Genomic DNA, 17,049 nt, shown 5'->3' on the forward strand with positions numbered 1-17,049 from the left:
TGCACATGTTGCGGTTGTATGGCGATATACACGTCGTTGCGTTGTGTGAAAATCTGTTCGCTGCGCCATACGTTCTGCCCCTGTATTTGCTATATGTGACCTACGTCACGTAATGCTTTTCATATCATCTGCATGTTACACTGAAACGCAGAATAATAGAAAGAACGAAGAGTGCCTTTGCTCGCGCGAATGTCGAAAATCGATGAGATTAAAACGTAATGATTTCAGGTCATACGGCCTTGATTCCTGGTATGGCGAGGCTTACGCAGCAAGGCTTCGGCACTCATTACAACAAGATTTGCGGGTCATAGGAATTGGCTGGAATGGAGGTCGTGTGGTAACCCATGCGAGGCGTTTGCGGTTGCGCTCGGCCACCATCACCATAGCGAACCCGGTTGAGGCGGTAGGCATTGAGTACTAGGACAGCAGCACGACAGCATCGTACTTCTATCAGCAGATTCGTGTTCTGCATACTGACTGCCATCGCCATGATTGCCGCTGGCGGAGTCGTGGCGGCGGTTCATGCGCCTGTGGCGCAGGCGGCTACAAATTTGAGCTGTGCGGCGAATGTATTCTATTCAGTCAGTTCGGCCGGGAAGATTACACAGGTCACTCATACCGGCAACAACGCTGCGACACTCACTCCGCTGTCCGGTGGATGGTCCGGAGTAAGCACGGTGAACGGGCTTGGAATTGGTAAAGATGGTGCCGTTGCGTACGCATATGAACGCACAGGCACCATGACCCTCAGATCACCTACGTATGTGGGTTCATATACGAACTGGTCAGAAAGTGGGATGAATGTTGCATCCATACTCCGATATACCCCTGCAGGCGACAATTGGGAGGTAATCCCGAATAGCGCATACACCACTGGTCTTAACACTGGTCTCGTGACTGGTGCGGTAGATCTGGCAACAGGCAAGTATCTGTTTGGCGGCTTCGGAACCACTTCAAAATACGTTTCGGCTGGGAACTACTACCAAGGTGCGCTAACCGACACGATTGTATTTAAACTGTATTCTTTCAACCCTGCGGACAATACAATCACGACGGTAGGTTCATTTGATACCGGGCGTGCAGCGTGGGTGCTGAACAACAACCTGTACAGATACGACCCCGTTGCCATGAACGGCGATATGTCTTTTGACAGTGCCGGCAATCTTTACATCGTGGGTAGTGGTGCAACAACTCAGATTTTCACGATTACCAAGGCGACTCTCGCGGGCGCGAACGGTGGCACACTTGCTTTCTCTAAGACAGATGAGAAGACGCTTGGCAGTCTCACGAATGTGAACGGAATGGCGTTCGACCAGGATGGCACTGTCTACCTCGGCAACGGCTCGACGGTGAAGCGGTACAAGGCGCAAGACTGGACGCTGGCGGCGAATGGCAACGTCACGACCGGCCTGAGCAACAGCACGGATCTCGGCAGCTGCCAGTCCCCGGCGAACATCGCTGTGAAGAAGAATGTCGTGGCTCGTGCGAATAGCACTGATCAATTCCGTCTTTCGCTCGCTCAGGGTTCGACTTCTATTGCCACAGCAGACACTGCAGGTACCGATGACGGGGTGCAGACTCAGCAGATTGGCCCAGTTCCCGCGCTGTTGAATCAGACTTACACGGTTGGCGAATCGATGATTTCCGGAAGTGCATCTGATTACACGAGCGGCTACGCTTGTGTGCGCAAGGATACAGGCGCCACTGTCGCAAGTGGCTCTGGTACGTCGGGGAGCGTGACCATTCCCAATGTCGCGAGCGTATCCGTGGAATGTACCTTCACCAATACGCCAATACCTAAGACTGGTGCCTTAACAATCGCGAAGGCGTTTGACTCGTCGGTGCCGTCGGGTGCGACTGGTCCGTTCAGCGGTAGGTACACCTGCTCCGGCACTGGTTTGGCGGCTGCTACTGGTTCGTGGACGGTGAACGGCACGGGCGCGGCGGCGCTGACGGCGGATTCGGGTTCGGCGAGTCCCTCGGCGCTTCCCGCCGGCTTGAGCTGTTCGGTTACGGAGACCGTTCCGGCATCTGGTGCGTCGACGGGGCTCCCGGCCAGTTATGTATGGGGAACTCCGACGGTTTCGGGGCCGGTGACGATTGCCGCCAATGCGACATCGAATGTCACGGTCACGAACAAGGCCACTCAGCAGAAGGGCGCGCTGGCTATTACCAAGGCGTTTGACTCTTCGGTGCCGTCAGGTGCGACTGGTCCGTTCAGCGGCAAGTACACCTGCACGGGCACTGGCTTGGTGACCGCGACGGGTTCGTGGACGGTGAACGGCACGGGCGCGGCGACGTTGACGGCCGACCAGGGTTCGGCCAGTCCGACGGCGCTTCCGGTGGGGCTGAGCTGCTCGGCTACGGAGACGTCGCCGGCCGCGGGTTCTTCGACGGGGCTTCCCAATAGTTATGCGTGGGGCACGCCGGCGATCTCATCGGCGGTGACGATTGCCGTGGACGCGACGAAAACTGTCACGGTCACGAACAAGGCCACGCATGTGACGGGCAGCGTCTCGTGGAACAAGACGGACGAGTCGGGCCATGCGCTGGCGGGTTCGCAGTGGACCATCACGCCGACCAATCCGTCCGGCGCGGCAATCACGGTGGTTGACAACGGCACGAATGATGCCGATCCGACTGCGGGCGCACTGAAGGTCACGGGTTTGAACGAGGGCAAGTACGAGCTTCAGGAGTCGAAGGCCCCAGCAGGGTATGTGTTGTCGGATACGAAGTATTCGTTCGAGATCACGGCGACTGGTCTGACGGCTACCGTCAATGGCGGCAGCCCGATCAAGAACACGCAGGTCGTGCCTCCGGTGCTGCCGTTCACCGGCGGCATGAGCACGGATGAGTTTCTTATCGGCGGCACAGGTCTGATAGTGCTGTCGCTCGGCCTTGCATTCGTCTGGCGGCGTAAACGCGCGTCCAGTATGTGAGCAGCCAAAGGCTATGAGACGGTGCCTCACCGTGGGTTCACGGTGAGGCACCGTCTCATACTTAAGGAGTATTTCCTCACCCTTTTCACTTCCATAAGATGTTCTTAAAACGTGGCTAAATCACGTATCAGACCGATTCCGCCATGAGTGAGTGCTGCAAAATCGCATTAATACTGGCATAAGCAATACACGCAGAATGATGATGAGAAAAATGTGACTTGCATCACGTAAACGTTTGCGTAACGAGATGAAATCGATTACGCACCTTCGACCTTCAAGTAGGCTGGTAATTGAAGAAAAAAGAAATGACGAATGGCTAAAAGTTGGAGTCATACGCCGACTGTGCAGCTGAGTGGCACGGTTGCATGAGATTGAATGCGGATGAGCCCAATGGTACTGATGGTCAGATTCTCGGGGAAGTAGTTCGTGGCAGTGTATGATTGCCGGCTCCCTGGGGCAGGAGTAGAGAGTGGTGTTCATGACGAAGATACGGAGAAGCGCCCGTGCGTTTCTGGCCTGTGTAGCCACACTAGTGGCGTGTCTTGCCATGATGTTTGCGGGCATCCCCACAGGGTCCATCAAACAGGCGCAGGCGGCGGGTCCGGCACCCATTCCGGCGAATGATCAGTTCCCCGCGCCGAATCCGGTGTACACGGAAGACTTCGAAAACAACGTGAACGCAACTGGTACGCCGTCCAGCATCGACGGCTACCGGGCTGAAAGCGATACCCCGCGTTACACGGCCGGCAATTATTGGAAAGATCCGAACGTCTGCAACGGCTTCATCGCCAGCGCCAACAATCAGATTACGTTGAACGCTATTAGGGATACGTATTGCGGCCCTAACAGCAGCGATACATACAATAATAACGGTACTCAAAAAAATACATGGGGCAGAACAGATGCCGACTATGCAGCTGTACGTACCAAGGCATTTGCACTTGCCAAGGTGAATTTGGCTGGTAACCCGGATCCGAATGGAAAGTTCATTAGCAACGGCAGCCATGTCGGCAGTATGTCCAATCATGCCCTATCGACTGATACTTCTGGTGGGGCACCGGGCAACGTGCCAGGTAACATGTTCATTATGCCGGATCAGTCGGCAATCGACGCTTCATCGGTACGTGGCCGTTTCATTAATTTCTCAGTCGATGCAGCGACATCGAACTGTGCTGCTACATCGCCGCGGCTGCAGTTCTTCATGAATAAAATATCTGCAACGGGAGGCGACAACGAGGTTGCTTTGAACTCGACTCCTACGGATACTTGCGACTCAACGGCACTTGCTGACTATCAGCAGGTGCAAGTTAATAACGATCCAACTTTCTCCAGCAAGAAGATGGATAATGATGACGGCTCCAATACCAAGGGGCAAAGTGTTACGTATAGCGGTTATACAGATTGGGTTAACACCGTGGCTCGTGGAACCGTTTATGGATCCCAGGCACAATTGATAGGCACGGATGTATCGAAACTAGGTTTGCGCTTGTATAACTCTGCGACATCGAGTTCAACAGGCAAGGCCAATACGGTAATAAAGACATGGGGCCAAGGTACGCAGAATGGCAATGATGGTGCGATCGACAACATCCGCATCTTGGACGTCACCCCGCGCCTGACCAAGTCCTTCTCTCCGGACGTGACGTCTGTCGGAGCGACCTCACGCTTGACACTGACGGTCAACAACCGCGCCGACAACGCAGTGAAAGACGGCTGGGGCTTCACTGATACCCTGCCGTCGGGATTGACCTTTGCGGCCAATCCGAACCTCGGCGGCACCTGCCTTGCCTCGCCGAACGCCGCCACGGTCAACGCCGACAAGAATTCCAATGCGCTCGTGGTGACCAATGGCAAACTAGGGGGTGCTGGTGCTGGCCAGACGCTGACGAACTGCACCATTCAGGTTGATGTTACTTCAACGACCGCTGCCCTATATTCGAACGGTCAGGACAACATGTCGCAGCAGGTCGGCATTGATGGTCCGACGACTCCGGCGAAGGTCAAGTTCACCAAGGGTTCCGTACGTTGGCAGAAGGTCGACGGCGTGACCAAACAGGCGCTGGCCGGCTCGCAGTGGCAAATTACTCGTACCGGCTCGAATTTGCCGACCGGCTCGAATGTAGCGACGACCAACGGTCAAGCCAATGGCCCTGTGACGGTTGGGCCTGCGCTCAATGCGTCCTTCAACATCACTGACACGGGTACGGGGCAGAGCTCTTCGGTAGATAACTCGATTACTACGTATACGACCGATGCTGATTCGGGAGCTGGTTTCCTCGCCTCGCAGTACCTGCCGTGGGGCACCTACAGTTTGAAAGAGACTCAGGCGCCTGCTGGCTATAAGCCAAGCACAACCACCTATACCTTCACCATCGGCTCTGGAGGCTTGACGACTGCGGACAATACGGTGATATCCAATCCGGTCAGCCTGAGCGGAGTCTCCAACTCACAGGTCCCCAACACCTCGGTGTATGGCGGTGTCCGATGGGCGAAAGCCGATTCCTCGACAGGAAACATGCTATCGGGCTCGGAGTGGAAGATTACCGGGCCTTCCGGTTCCTCGTCGCAGGATTTGGCGGTTACCGACTGCGTGGGTTCTTCTGCAAACGACTGCCCTGGAACTGGTAAAACAGGTCCGGATGTGAATTTCCAAGCTGGTCAGTTCGAAGTGCAGAAGCTGCTACCCGGCGATTACACGTTGACGGAGACCAAAGCCCCAGACGGGTACGCTGTGGACCCTGCCGTGCACAAATTTACGGTAACTACGGGAACAACGGTAGATTTGCAAGTCCTCCAAAACACCAGCCTGCCGGTGTGCAAGCCCAATTCGCCGAATCTGTACAACCAGCTCAGTACGCCAGATGGTTCAAAGGATCATATAGGCGCAACAGCCAACAAGATCCAGCGCTATGATGTGAGCAATGGTCAGACGACAGATCTTGCCGATTTGTACAGTGCAGGTGTAACGCGCGAGACGAATGGCCTGGGTATTTCAGGCGATGGGCAATACTTCTACGTCATCGATTTCAATATCACCAGCAATCCGCACATTTATCAGTACGATGCGCAGACGGGCAGTATCAAGACCTTCAATGCTGCCAATAACGGCCCAAACGATAATTATCGGGTGCGGCGCGGCGGCGTCAATTTGCTGAACGGCATCTACTATTATTCGACTACGCGGCAGGATTCGCAGGAAAACCCGACGAATGTCAATAACCTGTATGCGCTGAATCCTCAGACCGGTCAAAGCTGGTATGTGGGTGCGGTGAACACGCGAGCTGATGCAGCGGGCCAAAGCGGAGACTTGGCATTTGATAACCAAGGCAATATGTATTTCGTCGTGGGGCAGAATGGTTATGCCTACGTCTATGTGTATTCCGGTACGTTGCCTCAAACACCCAATAGCAATCCTATCAACATCACTCCGCAATACCTCAATGCAGTAGGCGGCACTGGCAACGGGGTAGGCATTGCTTACGGCGGCGGCAATTTGTACATCAGCAACACCAACGGAGACTTCTATCGGGTTGATCCCAGTACAGGAGCGACTATTCCACCAGCGATGACTGGCGTTGGCGGCAACGGCAACACTGTCGACCTCGCGACCTGCACCTCGCCGAACACGCTGACCGTGAAGAAAAACTATCCGAACGGCCGCGGCAATGCTGACGACAACGTCACGCTGAGCGCCTGGCGCAATACGAGCACACAGGTGGGGCAGAACGTCGATACTGACGGCCCGGCGACCGGCGTGCAGACCAACCAGCTTGGCCCGGTTCCGATTCTGGTCGGCAGCGGAAACTCCTACACCGTGCGCGAAACCGCCAAGGGTGGGGCGAATAGCTTGACCGCGTATGACACGAGCTATTCGTGCACCGATACGAACGACCCCACGTGGCCGGGCAAGTCGGGCACGATTCCAACGGGAGATACGCAGCGAGACATCAATCTCGGGGAGATACCTGCCGGAGGGGCGCAAGCCCGTGCCATCGTATGTACATTCACAAACTCGCCGATTAGCGGCAGTGTGACCTGGTCCAAGTCAGGACCGGACAAAACACGGTTGGCAGGCTCGGAGTGGACGATCACCAAGGCTGGAGTAACAGGCCAAACGATTGTCACCGATTGCACGAATTTGAACTGCAGCAAAGAGGCGTATGCCGACCAGGACTCGAACCCGGGCGCGTTCAAGCTGATTTCGCTGCAATTCGGCACGTACACCCTGACCGAGTCCAAGGCACCCGCCGGTTTCGTGAAGGATACGACTCCGCATACGTTCACGATCGATGCGAGCAATCGCAATATCGTGCTGAACTCTGGTAACCCTTTCATCAACCAACAGGCGACGCCTCCGACGTTGCCGTTGACTGGTGGCCTGAGCACCGATGCATTCATCATCGGTGGTGCTGGTTTAATTGTCCTTTCTGTGGCTACGGCGTTGATTATGCGACGCAGAAAGGCGGTTCATGTGTGATAGACGTCACTTTTAATAGGTTTTGGTAACCCAGTATTGACATGAGTCTCACATAGAATTAAATATTAGAATTTTGGCAATTCTGTCAGAAAAATGTAGTACCCGCCAGCAGAGGGGTGCTAGAAGGAAGGAACACAATGAGTAACATTGGGAAAAGCTCGCTGGTGCGCCGTGTTGCGGCTGCTGCTGGCGCGTTGGCTCTGGGCCTTGCCGGCCTGGCGGGCGCCGCTGCTGCGGCGAACGCCGCTGATCCGGTCATTTTGCAGGGCAATATCCAAGCGGGCCAGCCGACGACGTTGACGATCCATAAGTATTCGGGTCTTGAGGCTTCGACGCACGACAATGGCCTGCCCAAGGACATCGACGCTTCGCACCAGCCGCTCCAAGGCGTGAAGTTCAATATCACGCCGGTGACGGCGAAGGGTACGCAGCAGCTTAACGCGAATGCGATTGACACTGATCCCAAGGCATGGGACCTCATCTCGGGTCCTGACGGTAAGACGCCGCTGGATGTCACCACTGTCACGGAAGCCAACGGTTACACGTTCGGCCCGTCGATCGAGGTCACGACCGATGCCAGCGGTATCGGCAGGCTGGACAATGGTACGGGCGATGTGCCGACGCTGCCTCATGGCCTGTATCTGGTCCAAGAGGGCGATGACACCGGCAACAACAACATCGTGTCCAAGACGGCCCCATTCCTGGTGACTCTGCCGCTGCCGAAGGGCGCCGCCGCTAGCATCGATAATGGTTCGTGGATTTATGATGTGAACGTGTATCCGAAGAACCAGCTGCTGGCTGGCCCGGTCAAGACGATCAAGCCGGAGAATCCTACGGACGGACAGACTGGTTTGAAGATTGGTGACAAGGTCCAGTACACCATCGACCAGATCGTTCCTTCGCTCAATGCTGGCGAGAAGTACACGTCGGCGAGCATCTTCGATTACCTGAATCCCGACGAGCTGCAGTTCGCTAATACGGTTTCGGTTCAAGTTGGTACCAAGGATGATGAAGGCAACTTCACCGGCAGCGCCGCTCCTTATACGTATGATGCAGCGAATGCGGCTTGGAATTTGACCGCGACCGAGCCGGGCGCGAACCCGGGAGATCCCAGCACCATCAACCTCACGGCTGGGCAGGTCGTCCGGGTCGTGTTCACGGCCAAGGTGCTCAAGGTCACGGAGAGCGGCGTGGTCGACAACGCGCCTTGGAACAATCAGCCTGGTCAGCCGGGTTATGGCTCTGAGTTCAACGGCAAGAAGGTTCCTGGTACCACGACTCCTCACTCCTACTGGGGCCAGCTTCAGGTGACCAAGGTCGTCCAAGGCAACACGAGCCAGAAGCTCGCAGGCGCCGAGTTCGCGGTTGCTGAGCTGCCTGCCACGCAGAACACGTGCTCACCCACGGCCCCGGCTGCCGCTGATGCGGTTGCGACCGGCACTTCGGATGATAACGGTATCGTGCAGTGGAACTCGACCCCGTCCAACCCGCTGGGCCTGTTCGTGGCCAACAGCGACACCGATCCGAACCCCGCTGACTTCTCGAAGGACTACTGCCTGTACGAGACCAAGGCCCCGGCCGGCTACATCCTGAAGGATGCTCCTCAGAAGGTGACGATTACTCCGGGCACGACGCTGACTGCGGGCGCGAATGACATCACGGTCGAGGATGAGCAGCAGAATCATCCGAACCTGCCGCTGACTGGTGCCGCGGGCACCGTCGTGATGACGCTGGGCGGCATCGCGCTGGTGGCTGCCGGTGGCGCTGCCTACGCGATCTCGCGCAAGAAGCAGTCCGCTCGCTGAATGCGGAGCTGCTGACTAGCAGACACGGTCCTCGCTCCTGTTCAGACGGCTAATCGTCTAGCAGGACCTGGGCTAAAGAGGGGGAAGGCTAACGCCTTCTCCCTCTTCGCATATGTAGTGGTGCCGCCCCGGCCTTTGACGACCGGGACGGCTGTGGAGTCGCTAGCTGCGCTCCTTGCTGTGTGCTCGCATCGTGTAGCCGGCTATCGCCAGCATCACGATATCGGCCGCAATGGAATCCACCTTGGTCGACAGGACGATCACGAGGACCGCCATGAGCCACAGCATAGAGCCGTTTTGCGGCTCCTTCTCTAGATTGTGCATGGTGCACACTCTTTTCTTGATGGCCGCACCGCAAGGGTGCGGCGCGTCGTCCGACGGTTGCCGGACGGTCGGTGCTTGTCCTTTCCACGGGATTTCGCTCGACGTGTTCCAGAGTATCGGTTATGATGGAGATGCTGGACACGGCATTTCCACACGTTCCCGACACTCTCGGCAGGCGCTAGGACTTTTAGGGGACGTTGCCAAATCCAGTGGGATGGCTTCTAGATTCATCCCTCTTGATGGCCGCGAGGCCCCCGAACTGTTAAAGTTTGGGGGCCTTACGCATGCTTGGCGGATTCTGTTCCATTTCCGTGATTCCGAGATGGATGAGGAATCAGGAATCACATGCCGAATTTTATATTCCCAGCCTCGATGCAAGGGCTTTGTATTCCTGAACCCTCTATTCGTATTTCCGTCATTGAGAAATTCGGATTATAGTAGTTGAAAAATTCGGATTTACACAGTTAAGAAGTTCGGATTTTGGTAGTTGGCAATAACTGCTGCTTGGGTCATTTGGAAAGGCGCGATAATGAGCGATGCCGCAGGGCGAAACATCAGGCCGGCCGCGTATCGGCCGCGTATCGTGGATGCGCAGATCGACCGGTATATGCGTATCTTCGGAGCGGTGGAGATCGCTGGCACCAAGTGGTGCGGCAAGACCTGGTCGGCGCGCGCTCATGCGGCCAGCATCACCTATGTGGATCGCGACAGCAACCTTGCCGCGGCCCAGGCCGATTCTTCATTGATGCTGCTGGGCGAGCGGCCGCACGTCATTGACGAGTGGCAGCTCGCTCCTGCGCTCTGGGATGAGGTGCGCCATCACGTCGATGACGAGCCTGAGCGCAAGGGGCAGTGGCTGCTGACCGGCTCATCCACGCCGCCGGATGATGAGATGCCAAAGCACAGCGGTGCCGGGAGGATTGGACGCATCCGCATGAATCCCATGACGCTGGCGGAATCCGGGCTCTCCACCGGCGAAGTCAGCCTTGCTGGCTTGTTCGAGGGGCGGTTCTCCGCTGCGAAATCCAGGATAGACACTCGTGCATTGCTGGATGCGGTGTGCCGTGGTGGTTGGCCCGAGGCCGTGGACATGCCCGTTGCTGACGCGCAGGTTCTGGTTCGGGAGTATATGCGTCTTACCGTGTCCGAGAGCGTGCCGAGGCAAGGCAGGTCCGCCGACGTGGCGCGGCGGCTGCTTGATTCGCTGGCGCGCAGCATCAGCCAGGCCGTGACCTTGAGGACGCTGCGCAACGATATGTATGGCGCCGAGGAAGACCTTGACGGCCTTGTTTCCGAGCGGACGGTATCCGAGTACCTCGCTGTGTTCGAGAGCATGTTCGTCATCGACCTGGTGAAGGGGTGGGTGCCCCCTTCGCGCAGCCCCAAACGGCTGCAGACCAAGGCTCGGCGGTACTTCGCCGATCCCTCCATCGCCGCCGCGATGCTCGGCATGAGTCCTGCGGCACTGCTCGGCGACTGGCAGACCTTCGGCTTGCTGTTCGAGAACCTTTGCATCCGCGATCTGCTGGTGTACGCGCGCGCCTTGCCTGATATAGGCATGGATCCCGTCCGCTATTATCATGACGATTCCGGCTTGGAATGCGACGCCATCATCGAGCTAGCCGACGGGCGGTGGGCCGGCATCGAGATCAAGACCAGCGAAGACAAAGTTCCCGAAGCTGCGACGAACCTGCATCGCTTGGAGGCGAAGCTGCTGAAGAATCCCGGTGCTCGCACCCGCGCGCCGGAGTTCCTAGCGGTGCTGGTGGGCATCGGCGAGTTCGCCTACCGGCGCGACGACGGCATCTACGTCATCCCCGTAGGCACGCTGGGAGCATAGCGTCGGGAGGTTTCTCAAGGGGGACTGCTGTAGGAACCATGTAACCGTCCTTCCGCCATTACCCCTGTGCACACGAGGACAGGGGATAACGGAGCAAAACGGCCGCTGACCGCTATTGACGCGCCACGAGTGACGCGGCGCGTCGTCCGACGGTTGCCGGACGGTCGATTGTTCCCCGCTAAAGGAATTTTTCGACGCTTTTCAGACTATCGGTATGATGGAGATTGCTGGATGAAGGGCATCGCTACCGTTTCCGTATCGAGGCGGCGAGCTTAGACTTTTGGAAACGGGTCCGAATCCGGTGGGTTGCGTATATCTGCGCTCTTCTGTTATTGCCGCGAGGTCCCCGAACCGCTAAGGTTCGGGGACCTCGCGCATGTCTGCCAAACGGCGTATCCGAAGCGTATCGGTGGGTTGGGGGTTATAGGAATTTTTGACGAGTCGTTTGATTTGATGTATTCTATGAGATACGCTTATGTGTATGGAAATTGAACAATCGAAGGAATACCGAAAATGGTTCAAAAAACTCAAAGACCATTCCGCCAAGGCACGAATAGCTATTCACTTTGATGCATGCGGACATGCAGGCAAGTTGTTTGGCGACATCAAATCTGTGGGAGAAGGAATCAGTGAATTCAGATTCCATTTCGGCGCAGGATACCGCGTATATTTCGCCGTGAAAGACAGCGTGCTTGTGCTTCTGCTTATAGGCGGAGACAAAGGCACTCAGCAAAACGACATAGAAAAAGCACGCCAAATACTCAACGCATATAAGAAGGAACAATGAGCACCGAATTTACCAAATACGACACCAGTGAATATCTCGAGACCGAAGAAGATATCATCGAGTATCTCAATGCCGCAGCCGAATACGGAGACCCTGCGCTTATGCAAGTCGCGCTCGGCAACGTCGCCAAGGCGCGAGGCATGACCCAGATTGCTCATGACGCGGGCGTGGGCCGTGAAAGCCTGTACAAAAGCCTGAGCAGGGACGGCAACCCCAGCTTCCAGACCATTGCCAAAGTCGTCCGGGCAATCGGCGGCCGGCTTTCTGTGCAACCGGCTTCAACAACTACTCATTGAGAATTCGGGTTTCGGTCAGCGGCGTATCCCTGCCAGTCCGTGGGCTGCTGGCGCGAATCGGCCACTTACCGCGAGTCAGAGGCCGATTCGCTCCAATAGTGAGCAGGTTTTGGCACATAAGTATTGGCTGAAATTGAGTATTGTAATTAACGATTTAAGCATTATTGGCTCGGTGCCAGATTATTGGGATTCCGGCAGTATCTCAGTATCGAGGAGCGATAATTCACGATTCCGCCCGTGAATCCGTCTTCGTGCGGGCCTCGCACAGACACATGCAGGCTTCGTACAGCGTTTATTAGGCACTCTGCTAAGTAGACCACGATATCGGTGTCCTTGAAAACGTTGGAATGAAGCCATTCCATACATTCCGTGCAAGCGTAATCCGGTCCGATTTGAATCTTAACCGCGGAAATCTGCCTAATAGATTTTCGCAGATTCGTGTACGCCCACGAAAGCCCCTTTATTATCCCGAAATCGGGGTAATCCGGACGTGTTATTCACGTATCCCGTTCTAGGATCAGCTACTGCTACTCGGCGTTCAGGTTGCGCACTGACTGCCCGACTCTGAGGTAGCCTGGTACCATGAAGCAGGTCGGCGAGATCGCCCTTGCGACGGCTGGCTTGGCGCTGGCAGAAGCTGTCTTCGTTCCCGAGGTATCCGAGGTGCCTGAAGTGTCTGAGGCGTCCAAGGGCTGTAGGCTGATTTCGCCGGAAAAAGCTTTGCCTTGCAGCGTGGAGAGACCTGCGGCGGTCGAGGTTTCGAGGATGTACGGAATCGGCGGCACCCATGATTGAATTGGCGCAGGCAGAAAGCTTGTGACCTCCCAGCCGCCGAAACTGGCCAGTGAAATGTCATCGGGCACGCGAATGCCCGCCTCCGCCAGCATCTTCGTCACGAAAACCGTAAGGTAATCATCGAGAATGAATATGGCCGTAGGCCGATCAGGCTTGGCAAGCAGCGGGGGAATCTGCTCGCGGAACGCCGCCATGAAGGAATCCGCATGATTGTTGTAATCCACATGGAGCGCCTGCACTTGCGCCGAATCGAAAACCATATGGTGGGCGACCAACGCATTCCTGAACCCCGCAATGCGGCGCTGATAATACGGCTCACCGTTGCTTTTCAGCTCGGTAAGCACCATGATCGAACGGTGTCCTGCCTCAATCAGCGATTCTGTGATCGCATAGGCCCCATCTTCGTCGTCGCTGGCTACGTGAGGGTATTCGGCGGGCGCATCATCGGAAAGGATGAACATAACTGGCGCTTGGACTTCGTTCAGCCTCGACTTGTCCCCGATGTCGCACAAGCCGAACAGCAGAAAAATGGCAGAATGGCAGTCCGCTTCCACCTTGAGCAGTCCATCGACGAAATCTTCGCCGTAGGGTATGCGCACTACGCGCAGTTCGAGTCCGAGACGTGACACCAGTTCGAAAGCCTGGGACGGGATGACTGTTTGCCGGTCTGACGATTGGATTTGTATCACCAGCACGGCGAGGGACGAAGTTCCGGTGCGCATTGATCGGGCGGTGCTGTTCGGCACGTAGCCAATGCTTTCGGCGTACTTGAGAACCCGTGATTTGATTTGCGGACTTACCCCCGGCTTGTTGTTCAGCGCACGCGACACGGTCGCTGTACTGACCTGACAGTGTCGGGCTATGTCTTGGGCAGTGGTCTTATGTTGTGTCACCGGGCGCCCCCTTGGCAGCGGTTATGCAGTTGGGCAGGTTGGGCAGGCAAGACGACTCGGGCAGGTTGGGCAGACGGTGCCCCCTTATCCGACATTGACAGAACGATCATGTGGATTCTACCGATCTGCTGCTTGTGCTGCATCTGCCTTGCGAGCCCCCTCGTATCTTCTATTCTTAAGTATTATGCATTTTCGTAGCATTGTAGCGCATGGCAAGCGCTGCACCTGGAATAGAGTCCAGCGCGCCAACGTCGCTCGACCATCTAGCTTACACGGGAGTCGATATCTGGGAGTTCGGCTGTGCAACGGCCGCTGACGGGCGGGCTGATATCATGGAATACAATATTTCATGAATTGATGATTGCTGCAGGGATTGCGGCGCTGGGGCGTGATGGGCACGGCGTGACGAATTCGGCGGAATCGGGATGATGACGGGGCGTAATGTTTACACGACATAACGACACAGAGGCCAATCCAAGGCATCGTTCTTCGGCGGTTGCGATGACACCGGCTGAGGCGGCATCGGCTGAGACACAGACTGAGGCGGCAGCTACGGCGAATGCCGGCGGAAACAAGAGTGCAAGACCCAAGTGGAGACTACGCCTTTATGCGCTGATTCCGGCGCTGCTGGTGCTGGCGGGGCTGGGGGTGCTCATGTATCCCACGGCGGCGGACTGGTTCTCGCAGTACGACCAGTCGCGGCTGATTGACGACAGCACCCAACAGATCAAATCAGGAAAGTTGGAGCCTTCCATCGTGCAGCAGCTCAAGGACGCGCACGAATACAACGACGCGCTCTCCTCGGGGGCTGTGCTGGAGGCGAACCACCGTATCCCCACCGGTTCGGGCACGAGCCAGGACCCGAACGAGTCGCTGGACTACAACAATATTCTGGTCACCCCCTCGGGCGTGATGGCCCGCTTGCGCGTGCCCTCGATCGACGTCGATCTGCCGGTCTACCACGGCACGTCGGACGCCACGCTGCTCAAAGGCATCGGCCATTTGGAGGGCACATCGCTGCCTGTGGGCGGAGAGGGGACGCACGCGGTGCTCACCGGGCATCGCGGGCTGGCCACGGCCACGATGTTCACCAACCTCAACAAGGTCAAGAAGGGCGATACATTCACCATTGAGGTGCTGGACCAGGTGCTGAGCTACAAGGTCTTCGACATCCGGGTCGTCGACCCATCCGACACGGCCGCGCTGAAAGCCGACCCCAAGAAGGACCTCGTGACGCTGGTGACCTGCACGCCGCTGGGCATCAACTCCCAACGCATTCTGGTCACGGGCCAACGCATCTACCCCACGCCGAAGGCGGATATCGCGGCGGCGCGCAAGCCGTCGACGCTGCCCCGCTTCCCGTGGTGGATCGTCGTGCTCGCCGGCGGATTCATTGGCGCGACCGCGTTCGTATGGCGCTCGGGCTACCCGCCGAAGGCGAAGAAGCCGAGTGGATCGGGCGTCTCGGGTGGGGATGAGAGCTCGGAAGGCACGGAAGGCGTAGAAGGTTCGAAAGAAGACGCAGACTGAGCGGTCGACGGACGTGCGGAAGATTAAAACTCATACTTGCGTGTAGTACTTTGGTGATTGAAGAGGGTGAGGTGTACTGTCTTGCGGGGTGCGGCAAGATTATGCGCGCGAGGATAATGCATAGCGGCATTTCGGGCGCGGGCATGAAGCTTCCGCTTATTTGCAAGGTATTTGGCCGCTATGAGACGGTGCGAAGTCGGTATTAGAAGACTATAGGGTCGTGGACAATCATTGAAAATCTGCCTTGTCAGGGCTTTATTCTTATCTGTGAGATACATCACGTAAACGTTTGCTTAATAATACTTCAGTAATCAAAACCAAGTAATATTTGGCAGCAGACTGTATAAAAGCTGCCTGTTCCATGCGAATTTACGGGGTTTGCGGCTTTGAACGCTCTGGGAGAGTGCGACGCAATCGCGCTCTAGACACGCAGTTTCGGCTGCATGAAGCCGAGCGAACAGTGCAGGAAACAGTGTTACCGATTGAGGAAGGACCTTGAATGAATAAGGGATCAGAGCAAGTTGGGGTGGGTGAATAGATGCAAAAGTTTGATAGCAAGAGGGTTATGCGTTCGATCGTCGCGTTTATTTCGACGATTGCGATGCTGGTGGGGATTTCCGTCGTAGCTCCGGCTCCCGCATTCGCAGGCGATGGTGACACACCGGTGAATCCGGCGACGCCGACGCCGATTTATACCGAGGATTTTGAAAACGTCAGCGGTTCAACGCCGACCGCATTGAGCGGCTATGATTCGGCATCCAACGGTAGCGATGGCAAACCGATTACCTATACCGCGTCGTCGTACTGGCAGGATACGAAGTACTGCAACGGCTTCATCGCCAGCGGCGGCATGGTGCTCAGCCAGAGCGATGTATTCAACACATACTGCGGGAAAAACGGGGATCCCACAGGCAACAACATGGGCGACTATGACGCTGTGCGCGCCAAAGCCTATGCGTTGGCGAATGTGAGTGACCCGAACAACGGCAATATGACCAATCACGCGCTGTCCACGAATACTTCTGGCGGTCAGCCTCCGGCTGATCCGATGTTCACGACGAATGGCAGCCCAATCAGCGTGGGCACCAACCGTTTCATTGAGCTTGCAGTCGATGCGGCAGCAACTGGATGCAATCAGGCGACGCCTGAGTTGAGCTTTAAGATGACCGGACTGCCTGGTGGCGTCAATTAATCACTCACCAACGGCACCATCAATCCGTGCAAGCTGGACAATGCCAAGACATTCAGCGTCGCAAGCAAATTCACCGATACGCTGCCCGACTGGGCCACTACGGGAGCTGTCGGCACGTACTATAGCAACGCATATCTGATTTCTGGCGACTCCTCCAAGGTGAACATCGGT

10 protein-coding genes are annotated in these 17,049 nt (G+C 56.5%); 8 read left to right on the plus strand and 2 right to left on the minus strand.

What is annotated here, in order from left to right:
* Positions 1 to 1,139 precede the first annotated feature (1,139 nt).
* The 3 genes from LKK40_RS05365 to LKK40_RS05375 all read left to right on the plus strand — a co-directional run bounded on the left by LKK40_RS05365 (position 1,140) and on the right by LKK40_RS05375 (position 9,221).
* A complete protein-coding gene (locus LKK40_RS05365; RefSeq protein ID WP_304309779.1) occupies positions 1,140 to 2,939 on the plus strand; it encodes a DUF5979 domain-containing protein in 1,800 nt (599 codons plus the stop codon).
* Between the two features lie 478 nt (positions 2,940 to 3,417).
* Positions 3,418 to 7,416: a SpaA isopeptide-forming pilin-related protein gene (locus LKK40_RS05370; RefSeq protein WP_304309780.1), complete on the plus strand. Its 3,999-nt coding sequence runs from the start codon at positions 3,418 to 3,420 to the stop codon at positions 7,414 to 7,416.
* Positions 7,417 to 7,553: 137 nt separating this feature from the next.
* A complete protein-coding gene (locus tag LKK40_RS05375; RefSeq protein ID WP_304309781.1) occupies positions 7,554 to 9,221 on the plus strand; it encodes a SpaH/EbpB family LPXTG-anchored major pilin in 1,668 nt (555 codons plus the stop codon).
* 162 nt (positions 9,222 to 9,383) lie between these two features.
* Here LKK40_RS05375 and LKK40_RS05380 read toward each other — a convergent pair whose 3' ends face one another.
* Positions 9,384 to 9,545, minus strand: a complete 162-nt coding sequence (locus LKK40_RS05380; RefSeq protein WP_304309782.1) for a hypothetical protein — start codon at positions 9,543 to 9,545, stop codon at positions 9,384 to 9,386.
* A gap of 529 nt (positions 9,546 to 10,074) precedes the next feature.
* On the opposite strand from LKK40_RS05380, the gene LKK40_RS05385 reads away from it, so the two are divergent.
* The 3 genes from LKK40_RS05385 to LKK40_RS05395 all read left to right on the plus strand — a co-directional run bounded on the left by LKK40_RS05385 (position 10,075) and on the right by LKK40_RS05395 (position 12,468).
* Positions 10,075 to 11,385, plus strand: a complete 1,311-nt coding sequence (locus LKK40_RS05385; protein WP_304309783.1) for an ATP-binding protein — start codon at positions 10,075 to 10,077, stop codon at positions 11,383 to 11,385.
* A gap of 481 nt (positions 11,386 to 11,866) precedes the next feature.
* Positions 11,867 to 12,172, plus strand: a complete 306-nt coding sequence (locus tag LKK40_RS05390) for a type II toxin-antitoxin system RelE/ParE family toxin (protein ID WP_304309784.1) — start codon at positions 11,867 to 11,869, stop codon at positions 12,170 to 12,172.
* Positions 12,169 to 12,468 (plus strand): addiction module antidote protein, encoded by a 300-nt coding sequence (locus LKK40_RS05395; RefSeq protein ID WP_304309785.1) that lies wholly within the window; start codon positions 12,169 to 12,171, stop codon positions 12,466 to 12,468. The genes LKK40_RS05390 and LKK40_RS05395 overlap by 4 nt, the downstream gene beginning before the upstream one ends.
* 527 nt (positions 12,469 to 12,995) lie before the next feature.
* Here LKK40_RS05395 and LKK40_RS05400 read toward each other — a convergent pair.
* On the minus strand, positions 12,996 to 14,156 hold the full coding sequence (locus tag LKK40_RS05400; protein WP_304309786.1) for a LacI family DNA-binding transcriptional regulator: 1,161 nt from the start codon (positions 14,154 to 14,156) through the stop codon (positions 12,996 to 12,998).
* Between the two features lie 501 nt (positions 14,157 to 14,657).
* On the opposite strand from LKK40_RS05400, the gene LKK40_RS05405 reads away from it, so the two are divergent.
* Together LKK40_RS05405 and LKK40_RS05410 are read left to right on the plus strand one after the other, a co-directional pair.
* Positions 14,658 to 15,686, plus strand: a complete 1,029-nt coding sequence (locus LKK40_RS05405; RefSeq protein ID WP_304309787.1) for a class C sortase — start codon at positions 14,658 to 14,660, stop codon at positions 15,684 to 15,686.
* 565 nt (positions 15,687 to 16,251) lie between these two features.
* Complete coding sequence (locus LKK40_RS05410; protein WP_304309788.1) at positions 16,252 to 16,878, plus strand: hypothetical protein; 627 nt, start codon at positions 16,252 to 16,254, stop codon at positions 16,876 to 16,878.
* The last annotated feature ends 171 nt before the right edge of the window (positions 16,879 to 17,049 follow it).

Source organism: Bifidobacterium tibiigranuli, assembly GCF_022655035.1.
Lineage (GTDB): Bacteria > Actinomycetota > Actinomycetes > Actinomycetales > Bifidobacteriaceae > Bifidobacterium > Bifidobacterium tibiigranuli_A.

Coding starts and splice junctions, on each gene's coding strand:
- LKK40_RS05365 (WP_304309779.1), top strand. CDS start 1,140: ATGTCTTTTGACAGTGCCGGCAATCTTTACATCGTGGGTAGTGGTGCA.
- LKK40_RS05370 (WP_304309780.1), top strand. CDS start 3,418: ATGACGAAGATACGGAGAAGCGCCCGTGCGTTTCTGGCCTGTGTAGCC.
- LKK40_RS05375 (WP_304309781.1), top strand. CDS start 7,554: ATGAGTAACATTGGGAAAAGCTCGCTGGTGCGCCGTGTTGCGGCTGCT.
- LKK40_RS05380 (WP_304309782.1), bottom strand. CDS start 9,545: ATGCACAATCTAGAGAAGGAGCCGCAAAACGGCTCTATGCTGTGGCTC.
- LKK40_RS05385 (WP_304309783.1), top strand. CDS start 10,075: ATGAGCGATGCCGCAGGGCGAAACATCAGGCCGGCCGCGTATCGGCCG.
- LKK40_RS05390 (WP_304309784.1), top strand. CDS start 11,867: ATGGAAATTGAACAATCGAAGGAATACCGAAAATGGTTCAAAAAACTC.
- LKK40_RS05395 (WP_304309785.1), top strand. CDS start 12,169: ATGAGCACCGAATTTACCAAATACGACACCAGTGAATATCTCGAGACC.
- LKK40_RS05405 (WP_304309787.1), top strand. CDS start 14,658: ATGACACCGGCTGAGGCGGCATCGGCTGAGACACAGACTGAGGCGGCA.
- LKK40_RS05410 (WP_304309788.1), top strand. CDS start 16,252: ATGCGTTCGATCGTCGCGTTTATTTCGACGATTGCGATGCTGGTGGGG.